The organism is Novosphingobium sp. PASSN1, assembly GCF_002278815.1.
In genome coordinates, this window is record NZ_NKIS01000009.1 from 78,751 (window position 1) to 98,046 (window position 19,296).

Here is a 19,296-nt window from a genome sequence, read left to right on the forward strand (position 1 = left end):
CACCATCAAGGAGTTCCGTCACATGAATATCGGCACTATTCGCGCCACCGACAACGGCGTCCTCACCGGCAATATCGCTACGCTTTCGGTCGCCATGCGCTTCGCGCTGCGCCCGGTTTCGTCGCTGAGCCCCAAGGCACCCGCCTTCGAGCTTTGCGCCCGCAATCCCGCTGGTGCGACTGTCCAGATCGGCGCGCTGTGGGAGCAAACCTCGAAGGCTACCGGTAAATGCTTCCTGCAAGGACGGATCGACGATCCATCCATGAAGCATCCCCTGGCGATCAGCGCCTTCCGCCAGAATGATGGCAGCTACAACGTTGCCTGGGCGCGTCCGGGCCGCCGCCGGAGCGGGGCCTTCCCGGATCACGCCAACGATAACCGGGATTTCCCACGCGCGGCCTGACGCTTGCCCTTCCTTTCGCACGTTCCTCGGCGACACGGTTTCGAGGACAGTCTCGCGGCAGGCCTGCCGCGGCGGGGGAGCGTGAGGTGGAAGGGGATGAGTGTCGAAGGCGAAGTCGCCGAAGACAGCAGTGTGAACCCCATCGGCGCCCGAGCAGCAAGAGGGTGCCGTCATCCGAGGAGACTAAGGACATGAATATCGGTCAGTTGAAGCAGAATGCCGCCGGTGCCTATCTGGGCAAGATCCAGACTGCCACGCTCGATCTCACCGTGGGCCTGCGTCCCGTCCAGTCCAGCAATCCCGCCGCCCCCAAGTTCGACGTCATGGTGCGGGGCCAGAGTGGCCAGTTCCTGGCCGTCGGCGGCCTGTGGGAGAAAACCGCGACCAACGGTGGCAGCACCTTCCTCCAGGGCCAGATCGACGATCCGAGCTTTGAGGCGCCGCTTTCGATCGCGCTGTTCGCGCAGGACGACGGTTCGCTCAACGTCGCCTGGTCGCGGCCGCGTCGCCGCGTCGCCAGCATGTTTGGCGATGGCGTGACCGCAGGTGCGGCCAACGACGGCTACGCGGGCCACGATGCCGGCTTTGGCGAGGATGCTTCCCCGTTCGCGTCTGTCGAACCCGGCTTTGCCAAAGCGGCCTGATCGCCGCGAATTTCGAATGCTTGATGCCTGGGCGGCCCGTCTTGCGACGGGTCGCCTTTTTTCATTTTGCTCGATGCGCTCGGGGAGCAGGGCGCCGTCAGGCGTCGGTATCTGGCCGCACCAGTTCGACATGGCTTACGCCAAGGGCGCGCGCCAGTTCATAGAGCGTGATGATCGTCGGGTTCCGTCGGCCACGTTCGAGGCCGCTCAGATATTGCTGACTGAAGCCCGAACGCTCCTCGACCTGCTCCTGAGTCAGACCTTGGTCTCGACGCAGGCGCGCGAAATTCCGGCCAACCAGTTTACGCATGTCCATGCGCGGGACGATCGACCGTTACATACTTTGAGTTTATCAACTATAATATGTAAGCAACATTCCATCCAACGACTTGGGCACCACTGTGCCGTGGTGCCGGTTGTCGGATCGACGAACGATTACAGGCTACAGTGCGTTAACCCACCAAGGGGCATTTAATGAACCTTCGTAATGTTAGTGCAATATGCCGTATATTCTCACCGAATCCGCCAAAGGTTGCCTCCTATGTCTGAGCCTCAAAGACCGCTCACACCATCGGAAAGACTGGCCGCTACCCAGTCGCTTGCCGTGCTGAACGCGCGGCTTAAGGAAGCCGGGGAACTCCTGGCCGCCGTACACATCGAGCATGCGTTGCAATGCCTCGACCCCGACGATCCGATTAACAATCAGACCGCCGTCAGGGGCTGAACTGCGATAGCCGGCACGCTGATTGTGGCAGCATGGTTCGGCCAAACCGTCGTCCAGTGGCCGGACCGATCCGGCGACCAATTCACCTTGCCACTCTGGTCGGCGATCAGCTTGGCCGCAGGCGGCCCTTGTTCATGAGTTGGTCGCAGATCTCGGGTGCAGAGCCATGCTCCGGACCCCGGTCTGGCGCCGTCTGACCCGCCCCGGGTCCGAGAACCCCGAACAACAAACCCTTGGTATCGGAACAGGTGACGCAGTGAGCGCGTGGGCGACCCGAGGGGGCCTGACCCTTGTTGGCATCTCCGGGCGACCCGACCGGCAATCCATCCCGCCAGAGAAGGGATGAACACTACGCCCGCGCGGGGGCGCGGCAACCCCCATTTGTCGACCGAGTTACCGACCTTTCAGGCCGGCGCCCGCACCACTCGAAAAATGGAGGTTCCCCTCCGCTTCGCTCCGGTGCCGCGCCCCCTCAATCACGGGCTGCGCTTCAGTTCATCCCGGCGGGAAAGGCTCGCCGGTAAGATCTGGAGACTTCCCATGAACAAGGTTTTCCTCTCGGGCCGCATCACCTCCGACATCGCCCGCTTCGGCACCGATGCCAAGGGCGGGGTCAGCTTCTCTCTCGTCACCTCGCGCCCGGTCATCAAGGACGGCCAGGTGGTCAAGGGTGAGGATGGCTATCCCGAAACCTACGACCAGTTCCACACCATCAAGGCCTTCAACGGTTTGGCCAAGTCGATCGCCAACCACAAGAAGAAGGGCGACAAGCTGCTGGTCACCGGGGAGATCCGCTACACCAAGAACGAGAAGGATGGCCGCACCTTCTACAACACCGACATCGTCGCCGACGAGATCGAGTTCCTCTGACCCCTGACGGGCGGCCCGGATGGGCCGCCCCCCAAGGTTGTCAAGCACCCTTCAGGAGCACGGCCCATGTTGCACTTTTCGAACTTCGATGACGTCGCCTGCATCACCAACGGCATCACCGTCACCAACCCCGCCATGGTCGCCCGCATCCGGGCGCAATCGGCTCATCTCACCGATTACGATATCGCCGCGCATCTCGGCAATGCCATCGCCTCTTCCACCGACGCCGCGCACAGCCTCGCCTGGGAAGAAAGCCAGTTCGGCGAAGCCCGCGCCGAAACCCTCGTCGATGCGGAATATTTCGACGACCTGGTCGCCGCCTGGAGCCTGATTGCCAGCGAGCGCGGGATCGACAGCCTGGATGGCCTGCTCATCGACGTGGTGGCGGTGCATTGAACGCCAGTTTGGGTGGGCGCCTGAAGGAGCCCACCCTTTCAAAGCCTTGCGAGCAAGACTTATACTCCCGGATAGGGGGGCGCCGTGCTAAATCCTGTTGATGCTGATTCCGCTATCGCCATCGGGCAATCCTGAGCTGCCTTTTATCACTGCTTGCTCTGGGCGTGCTGTTGATCTTTCCGATGAGCAAGGCGCCCATCTGCTTCAAATCATTCCAGCACGTTGGCGCGCGTTCAATATATTGCTCACCGAATTTGTCGATGAGTTGGCGGCAGTGGAAGCGAACGCTCAGCCTGATGGTATTGCTCTAATCGAAGCTTTCCGGCGCGTTGTTTACGATGCCACAGAGATTTTTGACTGCTATGCGAACCTGTTGCCAAACCGCGTGAGGGCGGCGTCGAAAGAGGAACGTCAATCTCTCAGTGAATTTCGCACGTCAGCAAAGCGGATGCGGGATTTCACCGCAAACCTGTGCAATCGCTGCAAGCATGCAGGTGCCCAATTGCAATTTCTTTGGGCCGTCTCAACCACCAGTGAACGTCGCGGGGCAAGGGTTCTTGTTCAGGTGTTCGCAGGCGGCGATGCATTGGTCCGCGACGACAAAGTTCATAAGGGGCAATTGGCCGGTCTGGGTTTAGTCCGCATCGGACATGAACTTGCGCACAATCTCCTCCGTATCGATCATGCGGCCGCCAAGCTGATTAACGCACTAGGCAATCAACCCGTTGAACTTATGCCTTCGGTTTCGGCCGAAATTCCAATTGGCCCGGCGCTGCGTCGCCTCAGTCAACTCACCGCTACTCGGCATTCTGATGAATGCAGCAAGCATGATGGTTTGTCATTCCGTGAGAACGAGATCGATTTGACCCGGGTGATGGCTGAGGATCTGGGCCCAAATGTACGGATGACTGCATCCCTGACAATTCACCAGCCAACTACTTCTTACGGAATGATGTGATTTTTTTGATCGCATACTGGAGCGTAGGAGGCCTCCATTTGGACCAACACTATCGGGCCGAGGCACCTGCCCGCCGAGGCGGTCACCGCGCTCTATTCCGCCCGCGAGCGGGCTCCACCGAGCCCCTTGTCGGGTCTCGGCCCTATCGGGTCACGATCGACTGGCGCGGGGTGCCCGGGGGCACCGTAGCATTTTCCTCATAACCAACAACACACTCTCTCGTAGTCCAAGTTTGGCAAACCGGCCTGGCGCTTGATCAAGGATGCGCGGTTCCCCCAATTTTGCGGCGGGCCAGCCCACCACAAAATCGGCTCCCCCACGCCCCGCTTCGCGGCGTCAACCGGGGTCTGGCTGCGCTTTGTGGTCGCATCGCTGATGCCAAAAACCGGTTCCCACTTTTTGGCGCGATGCTCCGCCGCAGCCAGCTTCCCGGGCAACGTCCCTGACAAGCTGGTCCGGTTCGCCCCCCGACCTCCCGTCATCACGAAGATGACGAACAAGAACCTTCTGGAGGCCACCATGACGCAAGCATTCGCCAGCTTTGAAGCTCTCTCCGCTTTCTACCGCGAGCAGATCGAAACCCCTGGCTTTGACACAGCATTCGCCGAGCAGGGCTCGATGGCTCAACTCTCGGTCCACGAAGAACCCATGGCTACCGACATGCCCGATGCGCAGGCCGCGCGCGGGGCGATGGAGATGGCGATCGGCACCATCTTCGATCTCTTGCGCAGCACCCGCATGGAGGAATTCGCCCAGGACATCGTCTGGGGCTTCGTCAACAGCTTTCACGTCACCGCGCAGCGCATTGAGAAGCGCGAGGATGAAGCCAGCAAGAAGCTTGGCGACATGGCCCGCGCCTTCGACCCTTCGGAAATCTACGCCGTCGAACTCGAAGAGACCCAGCGCATCTGCCAGACCCTGATGGACTGCCGCGAGGCGATGGAAGCCATGCGTGACTACGCTGGCGAGATCTACCGCGTTGAAACCGGACGCCCGTTCTCGACCGTCAGGGGCAGCCGGGTCTCATCGGGCCTGACCGCCAGCCAGATTGATGCCCGCGACTTCCTCGCCGCCCGCTCTGCCAAGCGCCGCGAGGATCACGCGCCGACCGGGCCGGTGGTGATCTTCTCCGGTGGCACCGACTGGCACGACCACGAACTGCTCTGGGATGCGCTCGACGAAACTCATGCCCGCATTCCCAATATGATCCTGGCGACTACCGCCCAACACAAGGGCTGCGACCAGATCGCTCACGCCTGGGCAGCGGCACGCGGTGTCAAGACTGTCCGCTTCACCCTCAACCGGGCGCTGGGCAAGCGCGCGGGCTTTCTGCGCAACGAGCAATTGATGAACCTGAAGCCTGTGCACGCCATGGTCTGCGAAGGCTCCGGCATCCAGGCGAACCTGCTCACTCGCGTGCGTGAAGCCAACGTGCCCCACCACGCCTTTGGCCTGCGCCACCAGCGCGTCGCTGCCTGACCCTAGATGGAGGGCGCCGCTTCGGCGGCGTCCTCCATCTCTTTTTCCGATGGCAGGAGGTACGCGGCGTAGAGGCGGGGCAAGCCCACCCCATGCCGCGCACCTGCCGCGATGCGGCTTGTATCAGGAGCCGTTTCCCGTCCCGGCAGTCAGGTTTTCAGCAACGCCGTTGATCACGCCCAGGCACAAAGCCGCCTCCTCGCGTGAGAGCTCGATCCGCTCTGCCGAAGGATCGGCGAGCTTGGCCTCGAGCACGCTCGCCAGCGCCCGCGCAATCTCCAGCGGGCTTGGCATGGATGTCTTTTCCCGCACCGTGTGTCTCCCGGAAACAATGGTTCCGCCGACACCGTTCGACCTCCGATGTATCGGCCGACGAGGATATTACCGGATCACTTGGGAGTCGTCGATTCCACGTTACGGGGGCACCGCTCCATCCGTCCGTTTCCGTGGAGAGCCAACCCAGCGGTGTTGAATGGCATCGTCGCCGGTGCCTATGGGCGGCCGATGAGCATCATCGCAACGATTATGAATTCAGCCACCGGCCAGCCTATCCAGAAGATGACCTTCCAGCGCATGCCCAAGCCTTGGGTGACGTTTCATCTGGCCACCGGCGAGATGGTCACCGCCGACCGGGTCTACGTCGGCAAGCCCGCGCCTGGCAAGTTCATCGCGCCGGTCGAGATCTGGGTCACGCCCAAAGGCGCATAAATGGCCCCTCGCGATCGTGGCAAATCGGCGGGCGGAATCGCACCCGTGGGCACCGCCTCACGGCGGGCCTGGGCACTCGCGTCACCCCGTTTCCAACATGCGGGCGCTGAGCCCCCGGCATCAATCGAGACCGACCTGAGTTCCTATTGACGCAGCACACCCTACGCGGGAGGGCCGAAAAGTGTAGATGGATTCTATCCCAATATTATTTAGCTGTTTCAGCCGGTTAGTGCAAAATACATCCCTATGTATCGCCAAATTTCCGAATACAGCGTCATGTATCGATCGTGCTGCGATGGCCGGGGTCATACATGGAACTGTATGGCGTCGGAAAAAGCCCGAAATCTCGCAGTTTTGGCGCCGAGATTTCGCAAATCGCCATGTAGATTGGAGTGTCCCGGAGACTTGTCCTTGCTGAACTGATCGGCTAAATTGAACTCGCGATAACCGGACCAAGCTGCCTGCCGCAAGGAAGCAGCATGGCGCGTTTCATACAAACCGGTCTCAGCGTAACCCCTATCCAGTTCGACCGGATCAAGGCCTTGGCCGAGCGGCGCGGCCTCCCGCCGACGGACGTCGTGCGCCAGCTCATCGACGTCGCATTGCCGTTCGCCGAGCACGGCCACGGTATCGACTTCGGCCGGCTGCTGACGATCCTTGAGTTCACCAGCCTCGCGCTCGACACCTTGGTCACCAAGCTCGCTCCCGACGATTCAGATCGGCTGCTAGACCTCGCCGTAGAACACGCGAAGACCTACCATGCCGCGTAAGGATGATATCCGCTTCGACCGCCGGCCGGTCGCGGTCGTGCACCAGTCCGCGCGCGGCGAGGTCGTGCGCAACGTTGGGGCATTCACCCGAGGCTCGCAGCTCATTCGCTTGCGCTACATGATGATGATGGAGGGCCTGCGATGGCCGATCATCGCCGCGCTTGCGAGCTTCACCCTGTTCCTCATTCTCCTCCTCGCGTTCCTGATGCGCGAGCACGAAGTGCAACTGGTCGAGATGCGGGTCTTCGCGGGCTTCTGGAGCCTTGTCGATCTCGACCCAAGCCACATGGTCAACCTCACTCTGACCGACAATACTCTGGTCCCCATGGCGATCGGCGATGTGCCGGACTACCCCGATGTCGCCTGGGCCTGGACCAAGTTCCTGCGATGCATTGTCGTCGCGCTGGGTGCCGCCGGCGTCCTCACGAGCCCGCTTGCGACCTGGTTCGTCAAGCTGTCCCAGCAGATCGGCACCGACATTCTCAAGGAGCGCCATGAGCGCGGGGCCATGATGGTGCCGAGCGACGTTCTGACCGAAGAAATCTCCGCGCATAATGACGCTGAATTCAGGACAGAACTTGCAGCGTCGCATCCCGATCTGGATCCAGCCTCGGTAGCGGCATTGCCCATACCGGCACGGACGGCTCTGGGCATCCATGTCCCCTACACGATCGCCGGCGTCCCCTATCCCTGGCGACTTGAACAAACCCACGCGATGCTGATCGGCACCACCGGCTCGGGCAAGACCACGCAGCTGCGCAACATCGTTGTCGAGGCACGGGAGCGGGGCCAGCGCTGCGTCATTTTCGATCTTACCGGCGCCTTCGTCGAGGCCTTCTATCGCCCGGAGACCGATCATATCCTCAACCCGATGGACAAGCGCTGCCCGCCTTGGACCATCTTCAACGATTGCCAGAACTACGCCGACTATATCTCAGCCGCCACCGCGCTCGTCCCAAGCGATGGGGCCAACGCCGAACCCTTCTGGGCGATGGCGGCGCGCACGCTGTTTGTCGAAATGTGCATCAAGCTGGCGGCGAGCGGCGAGACCTCGAATGGCGCGATCGCCCACCACCTGATGGAAGCCGATCTCAAGGAAGTGCATCGCCGGCTCGCCAATACCATCGCCAGTCCGCTAACGGCCGTGGAGGCGGCGCGCATGGCAGAATCGATCCGCGCGGTGTTCAACACCAATGCACAGGCGATCCGTTTCCTGCCCGATCCGGTGCCGGGCGGCCCGCCATCCTTCTCGATCCGACGCTGGGTGCAAGGCGATACTCCGCCAGGCTCGATCCTTTTCATCACTTCGACCCACGGCGACCTCACCCTCAACCGGGCACTGCTGACCTTATGGATGGACCTTGCGGTCAATTCGCTGATGGGAATGCCGCGTACCCGGAACTTGCGCATGTGGTTTCTCTTCGACGAAGTCCATGCGTTGCACCGTTTGCCGGCAATTGAGCATGGCCTTCAAACCGCGCGCGGCTTTGGCGGTGCCTTCGTCCTTGGCATGCACAGCTTCGACAAACTCTCGGAAACCTATGGCAAGGAAGGGGCAGTCAACCTTGCCTCGCTGGCCCGCACCAAGCTGATGCTGGCTACTGCGGACAAGACCACCGCCGAATTCTGTTCGGATGTCATCGGCTCTCACGAGCTGCGCGAGACCGACGAGGCCTATTCGATCGGAGCGAGCCGGTCGCGTGATGCAGCCACCATCACCCCGCGAACCGACATCAAACCGCTCGTGATCGCCAACGACATCATGGATCTGCCCTCGCTCCACGGTTTCGTGAAGTTCCCCGAAGGGTTCCCGGCCGCGCGGATCAAGCTCGAATGGACCGACTATCCCGCCATCGCCGAGCCCTTCCAGCGCAAGTCCGAAATGCAGATCGCGGCCTATGTCGCTCGGCAAGACGATCTGGATGAAGATGGCGGCGATGGCGGACCGGCTCCTGTCACCACGTCCCTTGACGAAGCGCACGTAGCCCCAGTCGATGGGCAAGCCGCCGCGCAACGCGCTTTCGAGTTTAGCGCCGCCGCATCCATAGACACGCAAGCGATCAGCGCCGCCGCGCAGCAAATTGATTCACGCGCCGAGGGAACGGCATCCCTACGAAACGACGATGAGGCACCTAACGCCAAGCCCGCAGACAGCGCATGGAAAAACAGCCTGCGTCAAAGCCGCGGAGGTGGCGCGCGAGACGGTCGCGATAGCACCAAAAGCCAGGACGACCGGCAAACCGGCCCGGCATCGAAAAATGCGTCGCAGGGTTCGGGTCGGCGCGAGCAACAGATCACGATCGAGGAACGGACCGGGCAGGCCTACGTCGACCCCGCTGAGCGTGCTTCCCATCACCGCCAGTCGGTGGGCCACGAGGATCCGCAGGCGCCTCCCGGTCTCGATGACGACATGGATATGGGAATGTAGACGGTGTTGTCGGTCGCTCCTGTCCGCTCTGCTGGCGGTGCCGCCTCCTACTTCGCCAAGGACGACTATTACGTCGGCGAACATTCCAGCGAGGTCAGCGCCTGGGGCGGACTGGCAGCGGCGGAACTCGGCCTGGTTGGCGAAGTGGACAAGCTGGCGTTCGAGAACCTGCTCAACGGCAGGCTGCCCGACGGCGAGCAGGTCGGTGATCCCGAGCGCCGACGCGCCGGCATGGATCTCACCTTCTCGATGCCCAAATCCGCCAGCGTGCTCGCCTATGTGGGTGGCGACCAGCGTCTGCTCGCCGCCCACATGCAGGCGGTGCGCCAGACTATGGGCTGGGTCGAGAAGAACTTTGCCGAAGGGCGGGTCTATACCGAGAACCCAAAGGGTGATCCGGTCCAGACCGGCAATCTTGCCTATGCCATCTTCCAGCACGACACGAGCCGGAAGCTCGACCCGCAGGCGCACCTCCATGTCGTCATCGCCAACCTGAGCAAAGTGGGCGAGCGTTGGCAGGCGCTCCACAACGATCAACTTTGGAAGAACAATTCGATCATCGGCAGCGTCTATCATGCGGCGCTTCGCACACTGGTCGAAGAGCTCGGCTACCGCACCGAACTGACCGGCAAGCACGGCCAGTTCGAAGTCCAGGGCGTTCCAGCAGCGGTCATCCGTGAGTTCAGCCAGCGGCGCGTAGAGGTGCTCGCCAAGGCAGCCGAGATCGGCATCGCCACACCCCGAGGACGCGATGCGGTTGTCGTCAGGACACGCGACGCCAAGGTCAATCTCGAAGACCGGGGAGCCCTTCGCGCAGAGTGGGGGGAGCGTGCGGCCGGGCTGCGTTTTGATGGGCAGGCGCAAGTGGCCGAGGCGCAGGCGCAGGCTGCGGATTCGAGCCGAGGGGCTGGTGGGCTCAATGCCATGCGGCAAATCGGGGCCGTGGTCGCACAATGGGCCGAGCGGCTGTCCGAGTGGTTGGGTCCGGGCGATCCGCTGGTCACCAGTGGTATCGCTCGCCTCGGCATGTCCGCTTCGCAGCTTGGAGCGGAAATGGCTGTGGCATCAGCCATCAGAATCCTTGGTCAGCGCGAGGCTGCCTTTCCGATCCATGAGGTGTCGCGAACCGCGCTCGACCTCGGCATCAAGGGCGTCACCATCGAGGCGGTTGAGGCACGCGTCCGGCAGTTGGCGGACAAGGGCCAGCTTGTCTTCGGCAAGTCCGTCCGCAGCGATGGCGCCATCACGCATGTGACCACGCCCGAGCACATCGCGGAAGAGCGGCGCTTGCTTGCGGGGATCGATGCAGGGCGGGACATCGGTCAGCCGATCATGGCTGCGGATGTCGCCGCGACCCGCTTGCAGGACAAGGCGGGTGAGCGTCTGCTGGGCCAGGAACAGTTGGACGCCGGTATCCTTGCCCTGTCGAGTCGCGACCGGGTGGTCGTGATCCAGGGCGTTGCCGGTGCCGGCAAGACAACCCTGATTTCGGCCATGGCCTCGGCCTTGGGCGAAGACGGCAAGCAGGTGCTTGGTCTCGCGCAGGCCAACAAGATGGTCTCCATGCTGAAAGATGAGGCGAGGATCCCGGCCCAGACGCTGTCATCGTTCGTCAACGATCATCTGCGCGGGGCGATGGCCAGCAAGGGCGAGGCCTTCGAGACCTCGAAAGCTTTGCTGCAGGACACGGTTCTCGTCCTCGACGAAGCCTCGCTCGTCGCCAACAAGCAGATGAATGACCTTGTGACCATAGCCAACACGTTGGGCGTGAGCCGTCTGGTGTTGATCGGTGATCGCGCGCAGTTGCAGCCGATCGATGCGGGCAAGGCCTTCAGCCTGGTCCAAGCCCATCGTCCAGCCATGGCCCGGATGGATGTCAGCCTGCGCCAACGTACCGAGCATATGAAGTCCGTCGCGGCGCTCACACGCACAGGGCATTTTGGCGGTGCCTTTCGCGTGCTGGGCGATCGGGTGCTGAGCACAGGGGTGGACTTCCGAGAGGCGGCGGCGCGCAAATGGCTCGAACTGTCCGCCGAAGACCGCTCCCGCACCGCGCTTTACGCATCGGGCCGCGAAACCCGGGCCTTCCTCAACGATTTCGTGCAGGGTGGCCTGAAGGCAGAGGGGACGCTCCGTGGCGAGGGGCTTGAACTTGCGCGCGTTGAGAGCGTCAATGTCACCCGCGAGGAACTGCGGTACGCCCGGACCTATCGGGCCGGGCAGCTTCTTGATGTCAGCGGCAACGCGCGGCCTGGTGGCCTCGAGCGCGGTCAATACCGGGTTGTTGAAATCACCAAGACGGGGCGTGTCGTCCTGCGCGATGAAGACGGACGGCGACACAGCTTCCGCCCCGACCGGCTCGATCCGGGCGACAAGCGGGAGTCGCTCACTCTGTCAGAACGCGAGACGATCCGCATCCACGAAGGCGAGCGCGTCCGCTGGACCGCCAACGACAAGGCACGCGGGATGTTCAATTCAGCCGGGGCCGAGATCATCGGCATCACACGTGAGGGTGTGGAGGTGCAGACAAGTGAAGGTGTGAACATGTTGCTCGCGCACGGCGACAGGATGCTCTCACGAATGGGGCTCGCCTACGCGATCAACATGCACCAGGCCCAAGGCATGACCACCGATCAGGGCATCGGGGTCATGCATTCTGCAGAACGGCAGTTGTCCAGCCAGCGCCTGACCCATGTGATGGCCACCCGCGTCCGCGACGACATCACGATCTTCACCAACGATCGCGACCAGTTGCTGCGCTCGATCGAGGCCAATCCCGGCGACAAAGCCAGCGCACTTGAACACATCGGCGAAAAGGCGGTTGATTTGCCCGGGCAAGCCAACCGGGCCGCGAAAGGCGCAGGCGAGGCCGCGTCAACGCAATCGACTGACCGCGCTGATCCCTTCGCAATCGATCCCGCTTCGCTGCGGGTCGAGCCTGAAAAGCATGGATCAGCGCCCAAGCCACAACTCACCCATGTCCCCGAAAAAACCATCGAACTCGGATTGTGAGGTGAACGATGAATGCAAGTGTGCGCAGTCCCGGCAGTCTGCTGACGAATGGCCCTCCAGGAACAGTCGCCGTCGCGCGAACGGTTGGACACCGCGGTCAGGCGAGGCTGTTGGTCGTTGGGCTTGGGTTATTCGCCCTGGCTCTCGCTGCAGCGCCCTCTGTGGCACAGACACCGGCGAGCGCCTCAGTGCCCGATGAATTTCCGCATGTGAACTTCGGCGACCCAGCGCGTGTTGCGACGACAACCGTGGATGCAGCGCATGGCGCGACGATCGTGACCTTCACCACCGGCGCGCGCCTGATTGTCAAATCCACGCGATCGACACCGGGCCAGGTCGCTGTGATCGCCTCGTTCGGCGCAGGGCGGTCGGGTGTGCCCGATCACTTGGTCCACGCGCTTTGGGCGACGACGCTCATGCCACTCGGCGGAACTACGAAGCTCTCCTACGCTGACCTTGATCAATGGCAGAAGATCTCGGGGCACCCCGTCAACGTGACGTTCGTCGCTGGGGTCTCCGCTTTCCAACTACAGGGTGATGCGCCGTCCAGTGAATTGCGGACCGAACTCGCTCTGCTGACCGCCTATGCCCGCGATCCCGGGTTCGGGCCGGAAATGAGCGAGAAGATCGCGATGGTGGGGCCGATGATTGCCACGCAGATCGAGGGCGATCCGGCCGCGGAGTTTGCTCGTGCGGCGCAGCACGTCATAGTTGGCCCGCGCTACCAGGAACTGCCCGAGCGCGCGGACATCGCAGCGACGACAGGGAAGGAATTGCCTGATCTGCTCAAGGCATCGCTGGCAATGGCCGCTGATGTCGCGGTGGTGGGGGACATTTCGGTCGAAGACGCCATACGGGCGATGTCCCAGACCTTGGCTGCCGGCGAACATCGGCCGACTGCGCAACGGGTACGAGCCTTGGTGACGCCCCCGACGCCATGGCGTGAACCGATCATTTTGGAGCAGCGGGGCGCGGAAGGGTATGCTTGGTTCGGAGAATATTGGCGTTTGCCGGACGAAGGCGGCAAGCCGCGCCTTAGCCTTGTGGCCGCGGTTGCCGCAGCGCTAGTCGAGGATCGCCTGCGAAGCGAGGCCACATTTACGACATCGCCTGAAGCGCCACCGGTTGTCAGTGCATCGAAACCGCTTGAACTCGCGGGGGGCGCTGCGTTTGGCATTGCCATCAGGATACCACCGTCGTCCGTGACCACGACCCGAAATCGCATTGCCCACATCGTCGGAGAGCTTGCGCGTGGCCCGATCGCATCCGAACCGTTCAAACGCGCACGCCTCGCCGTGACCGCCAGCAGGACCGCCAACCAAAGCTCCAATGCCTGGTGGGCGCGCCAGCTCACCTTGGTCCTGCGTGCTCCCAGAATGGCCCAGGCCATCCCTCTGGAAAGCGACGTCACCTCAATTACGCCGGCAGCGGTCTCGCGCTTCCTCAAGACCTATCTGCTCGACCACCGAGCGCTTGTCTTTTTTGTCGATCGTGGCAATCGTGAGTGATCCGATCTATGGATTGGAACGTAGGAAGCGGCGGTGTCATCACGCCCTTGTGGAAGGGGCCGATGTTTCTGGCGGAAACGCCGCTTCCTACGTTCGATCGCGCCGGCGTTGGCAAGCCGGTCGAAATTATCAGGCCGAAGCCCGGCGATGCTTGGGCAGGCTGACCGCTTTGCGGCGCTTCTGGTTTTCCTGCTTCACCTCGGCAAACTCGGGTTCCAGCGCCTGCAATTTCTTCACCAGGCCGGAGAGGTCATATTCGTTGCTGGTCTTGCCGCGTCCGGGGCGGGTGCGTTCGACCCGCTGCACCAGGCTAGCGGCCTCCAATTCGGCGATCTGACGCTGTACCTGCCGCTCGCTCATGCCCATGCGTTCGGCGAGCAGCTGCTTCTTCGGCCACGGCCGGTGGGCCGCGTCCCACCAGATGTCGGCCAGGTGCATAATGATGTTGAACTGCACCGGGTTGATGCCAAGGCGCGCCTGCGCCTGCATCAGAAGGGAAGGTACGATACAAAAGCCCAAGTCCATGACCGGCTTGCCGTACTTCTTCTCCGACGCCTTGCGGGTGTCCGCCTTGGGCTTGATGGCCACAACCGTGGCAGGCGTGATGGGCGTGATCTTGATCGTGTTGGTCATGTTGCGTTACCTCGTGCCACGCTATATGTGCCGTAATTCTGGCACTTTCAATAGCAGCCGACTGGACTTCCATGTCCGATCGCGTCTGGTCACGGGTGACTTGTCGTGACCAGACGCCCATGTCCGGTGAATAAGGACAGCCGGATAACCTGCACATCGGTGGAAGGGTATACGAACATAGCACTCTAGGCGGACCGGACGCCGATGACCGGTCGGTTTTGAAATTTGCGGTGCTACGTTGTCGGGGGCTGCTCCAGATGCGTCTGGAACGCGAAGGTCACGAGCGTGCTTGCGGCACCAACGGCAAGTCGCGCGTGGCGGGACGAAACACCCTTGGTCTTGCCGTCTTTGCCGTGGCCGGTGCCATAAAGGCTGCGGATTTCAGCAATGCCCTGCACGACGGTGGCGAGGTTGCTCAACATGACGCGGATGGTTTGCGCGCCCTTCGCAGCATCGGGAATATCATCGGGCACGAGCTTCAAGGCCTTGAAGGCTTTCTTGCCCAGCTGCGGCAAGTCCTCCTTCCCGTATTCGATCCCGCGTTCGCCAAGGATGGTTTTGAAACAGCTTTCAGTTAGCTCCTTCGCCTGGCCGATGGCGAGGGCGGGGTCGGCGTCGATCGATGCCTCGATACGCCGGATCTGATCGCCAATATGGTTGGCGTCGAATTTTTCCGCGATGGCTTTGGCGTCAGCGAGCCGCGCGGCGGCGGTGACGGGCAGGATGGTGCCGCCCTGGTAGGCAAAGCCATCACGCGCCAGCTGCTGTTGAAGCCGCTTGAAGGTGGTTTCATTGTAAGGGATCGCGCCCGGCGTGCCGATCAATTGCTCCAGCTGTTCCATGAACACGGAGAGCACCTGGTGGAATTTGCGGGCGTCGGCCGCGTCGGCGAAATCCAGCCCATTATAGTAGCCTTGGGCGAGGTTGCGCCGTTGGCCGCCAAGGTCTTCGCCCTCGATCGGCCGAAACGGCACGTCGGCCGCCTCGAACTCGTTGCCGATCTCGCGCAGGACGGACGCGCCGGCAAGATGGTCCATCAACAGCGAGCGCAGGCGGCGGCTGACGATCTCGCTTGCCATCGCTACCTACTTCTTGCCGCCACCCTGGCCGCCGCTGCCCTGGTTGGGCGGGCTACCGGCCGGGCCTTGGCTGGTGGTCGGTTGGTGCCCGTTGCTGACCGTGCCAGTCGGCCGCACGGCGATGGGTTGATGGCCGTGTGTCTCCGTGGGTCGATAACCGTCTTGGGCAATTCCACGGAACGGTGCGCTGGGTCCGGCTTTCTTTGTCATGATGGTTCCTCGATGTTGGGTTTGTCAGGCCACAATTCCAATGACTGGATTTCGCCATGGGCAATCCAGACGCCGCTTTCGCGGGCCAGCCAGTTATTGCTTTCGTCTAGCTCATAGACTCGTTGAATGAACAGGTCGCGCTCTGCGGGGTCCGACGAGAGAAACGATCCACCGCCGAGATAGCCTGCCCACCTTGAGCCATCCTTCAATATGGCCAGCACCCAAGAGCTTTTCGTTCCAGCAAAGCGCCAATCCCAAGCGCTGTTGACCGGATGCACGGTACTAATGCCGAACTTCGCAAGCAGCCATTGCAGCCAACCCTTGCGCACGTTGAGCCCGAGCGCAGCGCCAACAAGCGCGGGGCCGACGATTACGACGAAGATCCAAAGCAGCGACTGTGCGAAGCCACTTGCCGCTTGCACGTGGCTCATCAAGGGCAGGGCCAGGGCGTAATAAACCAGCGAAACCGTGATGTAGGCGACAATCCCTTCCGCAAGAGCGGGAATGCGGCCGGTGAGAAATTGGGCGCGCATGTAGAGGATAACGATCCCAGGAACCGCGAACACGAGGAAGACGCGCAGCTTCTCAAGATCGAGCAATTCCATGCCCCGCCCCGCTATGCCCGTGCTGCTTCGGCCGCCATGTGGCCTGCGAGCGACGTGACGAAGGTTTTGAGGCTGGTGAGTTCGGACAATTCGCAAAACTCGCCCGTCGCCGAAGCCGTGCGCGGCGAGGCCAAAAGGGCTGCCGCGCTATACAACTGTTCCTTGGCCAACCGCTGGCAAAGGATGTCATAGCGCTTCAGATAGGACGCGCCCTGGAATTCGGGGAACACCGGGAAATGTGGCGATCGGTCGGTGACGGGGCGCCGCGATTCCGGTGCATCCTCCACCATCATCAACCAGCCCACGAAGGGCCTGGGCTGATCGCCGAAGGCACCTTCGCGGTATGCCGTCCAAAGGTCGTGCGCCGTGCCGATGGCCTCCTCCGACCGATTGTTAAAGTTGTTGCCGAAGGACGGGCCAACCTGGCTTTTCAGCTCAACGGCGGCGATCAACTGCCCGTCATGCATGACCAGCACGTCCCAAAGTTTGGTTGGGCGGTAATAGCCGGGCAAGGTGAGGACCGAGCGCTGCTGGTGGATGACGGCGCCGGCAGGGCCATTGGCTTGAACGATGTCGATCAGCATGGCGAGAAACCCGTCCATGTTCTTGCCGGCCGTGACGCCCGCGCGTTCGCCCTGGTCGGCCTTGCCCGCCTCGATCTGGGCCTGCCGCGCCCGTTCGCGATTGCCCCAGAACGCCATTGCGGCCTCCCGGGCTTTGGTTTCGTAGTCGGCTAGATCAAGCGCCATTCTCAGTTCCCCCCAAGCGCAGCCCGCTCCTGGGGAGACAGCTGATACAATTCAAACACGGCCTGATTGCAGGCCTCAATGTCCTTCGCGATGGCCGCGGCATTCAATCGGCGTTTCAACGGCGCGGGCACGTCCTGCCACCTGGGCAGGCGGATGCGGCGCAAATATTGCGCCTGGAAGCGCAGATAGCCGCCGCGCATTTTCGTAGAGTAGGTTGCCACAAACAACCGGGCGATGCCGGACAACAGCACGGCCTGGAGCGCGCGCATGTCCCAACTGTCGGACGTGATGTAGTAGAGATTATGGTGCGGGTAGAGCCGCCCTTCCTCGTAAACGATGTTGGCCTCGCCCTTGATGTCGGGGATCAACAGCTTCGGCTTTTTTGCAACTTCGGGATAGATACGGTCGATGGTGCGATACCAATTTGCCGGGGCTTTTTGCGCCACGTGCCGATTGGCGATCAGCTCTTTGCGGTCCTCCAGGTAGCGTTTCAGGCGCGGGTAATCGCGCAGCTTCACCAAGCGCCCGTCATCACCAAACGGGTTGATGACGCCCTTGCCGCGCCACAGGACAATGCCTGTGTCGATGTCGCGTGTGGTCGCCATGGCGAGCTTCCTACTGGGCTCCACGTCCAGCTCAGCGAAGTCGCCCGTGAATGCCTTATCGGCACCGGTGGCGACACCAATGCCAACTTTGCACCCGGCCTCTTCGATCGTTGGAAAGCTCGCCTCGAGGCGGCGCACCAAGGTGAGCTGGTCTGTCGATTCCAGAATCCATGGGTTCGCCCCGTTGGTGACGCGGTGGATCTCGCGCGCGCCGCTTTCAATCTCGGGTGCGCGCACAGCGGTAAGCGCGTGCGACAGTTTGGCCAGTGCATGGCCCGTGATCGCTGGCCGACGGGCAATGCGCGTCGGGCCTGGCTTCTCACGCGAGATAACCGTGATGGCCGGATAGGCGACCACCTCGACGTGGAACGCTGGTGTATCGACCATATCCACGTAAGTTTTGAGGTGAAATTGCTCAGCGATCAGTTGGCGAAGCGGTCCGCCATAGCGGTTCTTCATCCACCGATCGGAACAGATAAAACCCATATGCCCGCCAGGGGCGAGCATGTGCGCGGAGCGCTCAATGAATGGGACGTAGATGTCGGCTCGGTCGTAGATCGTGCTGTAACGCGCGCGATATTCGGCCATGAGCACATCGGGGATCAGCTCTTGGCGAATGTAGGGCGGATTGCCGACGACGTAATCGAACTCCCCTTCCAGCGGGGTCAGCAGGAAGTCACCGCACGTGAGCCAGTGATCGGCGATCGTGCCCGCGTCACGCGCACTGATGCGCGCCGCGCGCAAAAGTTCGATGACGTGCTGGCGGGTATGTCCTGCCGATGCATGGTGCAGCTCCACGGCGCTGATGGCGTCGCACAGCGCCGCAACAGCGTTTGGCGATCCGGCCCGGCGCCAAGCTTCCAGCAGGCGCTCCAGGACGGGCAGCAGAAAGTCACCGTGCCCGAACGATGGTTCTAGCAAACGGCGCTGAAGCAAGGGTTGGTCGGCGGTGTAGCCGACAAGATCAAGGATGAAATCGACCACTTCCCGGCGCGTGAAAATCGCGCCGCGCTCATCAACCCCTGCGCCGGCCATGCCAGCGACAGCATCGGTGATCGGACAGAAACCGGGCAGCGAAGGATGTAAGACGGTCACGGCGGCGGCGCGGGTTGCCATTAGGAAAGCCTCACTTGGTGTTCGATGATTGGTTGTCGGGCGAGCGCCGCAATGCCGCGATGCCCTAGCCGTTCCATTGCGTGAGCGAGGTCGTATTCCATTTGCAGATGCAACCAGGTTTCCGGTTTGCCGCCGAACACGGTCGCAAGTCGGATGGCCATTTCAGGCGATATGCCACAATGACCGTTTACGAGATTGTTTAGGGCTTGGCGCGTCACTCCAAGCATCTTGGCTGCTTGGAACACAGTAAGGCAATGTCGACTGAGGCAGTCGGCTCGGACGGCTTTGCCGGGGTGTCGAGGATCAATTTTAGGCATGGAACAAAAATAGACCACTATTGCCAGCGGACGTCAAGTGACGCTTGTCCATTGTCGCGCGGATGCACAAGCAAAACGCTTA

Annotated in this window: 20 protein-coding genes; 12 read left to right on the forward strand and 8 right to left on the reverse strand. The window is 62.0% G+C overall.

Going from position 1 to position 19,296, the window contains the following annotated elements:
- Positions 1–22: 22 nt before the first annotated feature.
- On the forward strand, positions 23–403 hold the full coding sequence (locus CFE35_RS15490) for a DUF736 domain-containing protein (protein ID WP_292931848.1): 381 nt from the start codon (positions 23–25) through the stop codon (positions 401–403).
- Between the two features lie 191 nt (positions 404–594).
- Positions 595–1,047: a DUF736 domain-containing protein gene (locus tag CFE35_RS15495; RefSeq protein ID WP_292931849.1), complete on the forward strand. Its 453-nt coding sequence runs from the start codon at positions 595–597 to the stop codon at positions 1,045–1,047.
- A gap of 97 nt (positions 1,048–1,144) precedes the next feature.
- Here the strand turns inward: CFE35_RS15495 and CFE35_RS15500 are convergent, their stop codons facing one another.
- Entirely contained in the window at positions 1,145–1,363 is a 219-nt protein-coding gene (locus tag CFE35_RS15500; protein WP_292931851.1) for a helix-turn-helix transcriptional regulator, read from the reverse strand.
- 225 nt (positions 1,364–1,588) lie between these two features.
- Here CFE35_RS15500 and CFE35_RS15505 point away from each other — a divergent pair, with 225 nt between their 5' ends.
- The 5 genes from CFE35_RS15505 to CFE35_RS15525 all read left to right on the forward strand — a co-directional run bounded on the left by CFE35_RS15505 (position 1,589) and on the right by CFE35_RS15525 (position 5,474).
- Positions 1,589–1,771, forward strand: coding sequence for a hypothetical protein (locus CFE35_RS15505; protein ID WP_292931853.1), 183 nt, complete (start codon positions 1,589–1,591; stop codon positions 1,769–1,771).
- Between the two features lie 540 nt (positions 1,772–2,311).
- Positions 2,312–2,641: a single-stranded DNA-binding protein gene (locus CFE35_RS15510; protein ID WP_292931855.1), complete on the forward strand. Its 330-nt coding sequence runs from the start codon at positions 2,312–2,314 to the stop codon at positions 2,639–2,641.
- A 66-nt stretch (positions 2,642–2,707) separates the two neighbouring features.
- Positions 2,708–3,037, forward strand: a complete 330-nt coding sequence (locus CFE35_RS15515; protein WP_067614824.1) for a hypothetical protein — start codon at positions 2,708–2,710, stop codon at positions 3,035–3,037.
- A gap of 100 nt (positions 3,038–3,137) precedes the next feature.
- Positions 3,138–3,995: a hypothetical protein gene (locus CFE35_RS15520; protein WP_292931857.1), complete on the forward strand. Its 858-nt coding sequence runs from the start codon at positions 3,138–3,140 to the stop codon at positions 3,993–3,995.
- Between the two features lie 519 nt (positions 3,996–4,514).
- The gene (locus CFE35_RS15525; protein ID WP_292932025.1) at positions 4,515–5,474 is read left to right on the forward strand and encodes a DUF2493 domain-containing protein; all 960 of its coding nucleotides are present in this window, start codon (positions 4,515–4,517) and stop codon (positions 5,472–5,474) included.
- 123 nt (positions 5,475–5,597) lie between these two features.
- On the opposite strand, the gene CFE35_RS15530 is transcribed toward CFE35_RS15525, so the two are convergent.
- The gene (locus CFE35_RS15530) at positions 5,598–5,768 is read right to left on the reverse strand and encodes a hypothetical protein (RefSeq protein ID WP_292931859.1); all 171 of its coding nucleotides are present in this window, start codon (positions 5,766–5,768) and stop codon (positions 5,598–5,600) included.
- 210 nt (positions 5,769–5,978) lie between these two features.
- Here CFE35_RS15530 and CFE35_RS15535 point away from each other — a divergent pair, with 210 nt between their 5' ends.
- The 5 genes from CFE35_RS15535 to CFE35_RS15555 all read left to right on the forward strand — a co-directional run bounded on the left by CFE35_RS15535 (position 5,979) and on the right by CFE35_RS15555 (position 13,900).
- Positions 5,979–6,182 carry a hypothetical protein gene (locus tag CFE35_RS15535; RefSeq protein ID WP_292931861.1) on the forward strand — a complete coding sequence of 68 codons (204 nt, stop codon included), beginning with the start codon at positions 5,979–5,981 and terminating at the stop codon, positions 6,180–6,182.
- A gap of 479 nt (positions 6,183–6,661) precedes the next feature.
- A complete protein-coding gene (locus CFE35_RS15540) occupies positions 6,662–6,952 on the forward strand; it encodes a hypothetical protein (RefSeq protein WP_292931862.1) in 291 nt (96 codons plus the stop codon).
- Positions 6,953–6,989: 37 nt separating this feature from the next.
- The gene (locus tag CFE35_RS15545; protein ID WP_292931863.1) at positions 6,990–9,380 is read left to right on the forward strand and encodes a type IV secretion system DNA-binding domain-containing protein; all 2,391 of its coding nucleotides are present in this window, start codon (positions 6,990–6,992) and stop codon (positions 9,378–9,380) included.
- Between the two features lie 3 nt (positions 9,381–9,383).
- A complete protein-coding gene (gene mobF / locus CFE35_RS15550) occupies positions 9,384–12,392 on the forward strand; it encodes a MobF family relaxase (RefSeq protein WP_292931864.1) in 3,009 nt (1,002 codons plus the stop codon).
- 161 nt (positions 12,393–12,553) lie between these two features.
- A complete protein-coding gene (locus CFE35_RS15555) occupies positions 12,554–13,900 on the forward strand; it encodes a hypothetical protein (RefSeq protein ID WP_292931866.1) in 1,347 nt (448 codons plus the stop codon).
- Between the two features lie 129 nt (positions 13,901–14,029).
- On the opposite strand, the gene CFE35_RS15560 is transcribed toward CFE35_RS15555, so the two are convergent.
- From CFE35_RS15560 to CFE35_RS15585, 6 genes are all read right to left on the reverse strand, one after another.
- Positions 14,030–14,533, reverse strand: coding sequence for a helix-turn-helix domain-containing protein (locus CFE35_RS15560; RefSeq protein ID WP_292931868.1), 504 nt, complete (start codon positions 14,531–14,533; stop codon positions 14,030–14,032).
- 233 nt (positions 14,534–14,766) lie between these two features.
- Complete coding sequence (locus CFE35_RS15565) at positions 14,767–15,612, reverse strand: abortive infection family protein (protein ID WP_292931870.1); 846 nt, start codon at positions 15,610–15,612, stop codon at positions 14,767–14,769.
- Positions 15,613–15,818: 206 nt separating this feature from the next.
- On the reverse strand, positions 15,819–16,427 hold the full coding sequence (locus tag CFE35_RS15570; RefSeq protein WP_292931872.1) for a DUF6338 family protein: 609 nt from the start codon (positions 16,425–16,427) through the stop codon (positions 15,819–15,821).
- Positions 16,428–16,438: 11 nt separating this feature from the next.
- Positions 16,439–17,176, reverse strand: coding sequence for a PaeR7I family type II restriction endonuclease (locus CFE35_RS15575; RefSeq protein WP_292931874.1), 738 nt, complete (start codon positions 17,174–17,176; stop codon positions 16,439–16,441).
- 2 nt (positions 17,177–17,178) lie between these two features.
- A complete protein-coding gene (locus tag CFE35_RS15580; RefSeq protein WP_292931875.1) occupies positions 17,179–18,897 on the reverse strand; it encodes an Eco57I restriction-modification methylase domain-containing protein in 1,719 nt (572 codons plus the stop codon).
- The gene (locus tag CFE35_RS15585) at positions 18,897–19,214 is read right to left on the reverse strand and encodes a HigA family addiction module antitoxin (RefSeq protein WP_292931877.1); all 318 of its coding nucleotides are present in this window, start codon (positions 19,212–19,214) and stop codon (positions 18,897–18,899) included. The genes CFE35_RS15580 and CFE35_RS15585 overlap by 1 nt, the downstream gene beginning before the upstream one ends.
- Positions 19,215–19,296: the final 82 nt, after the last annotated feature.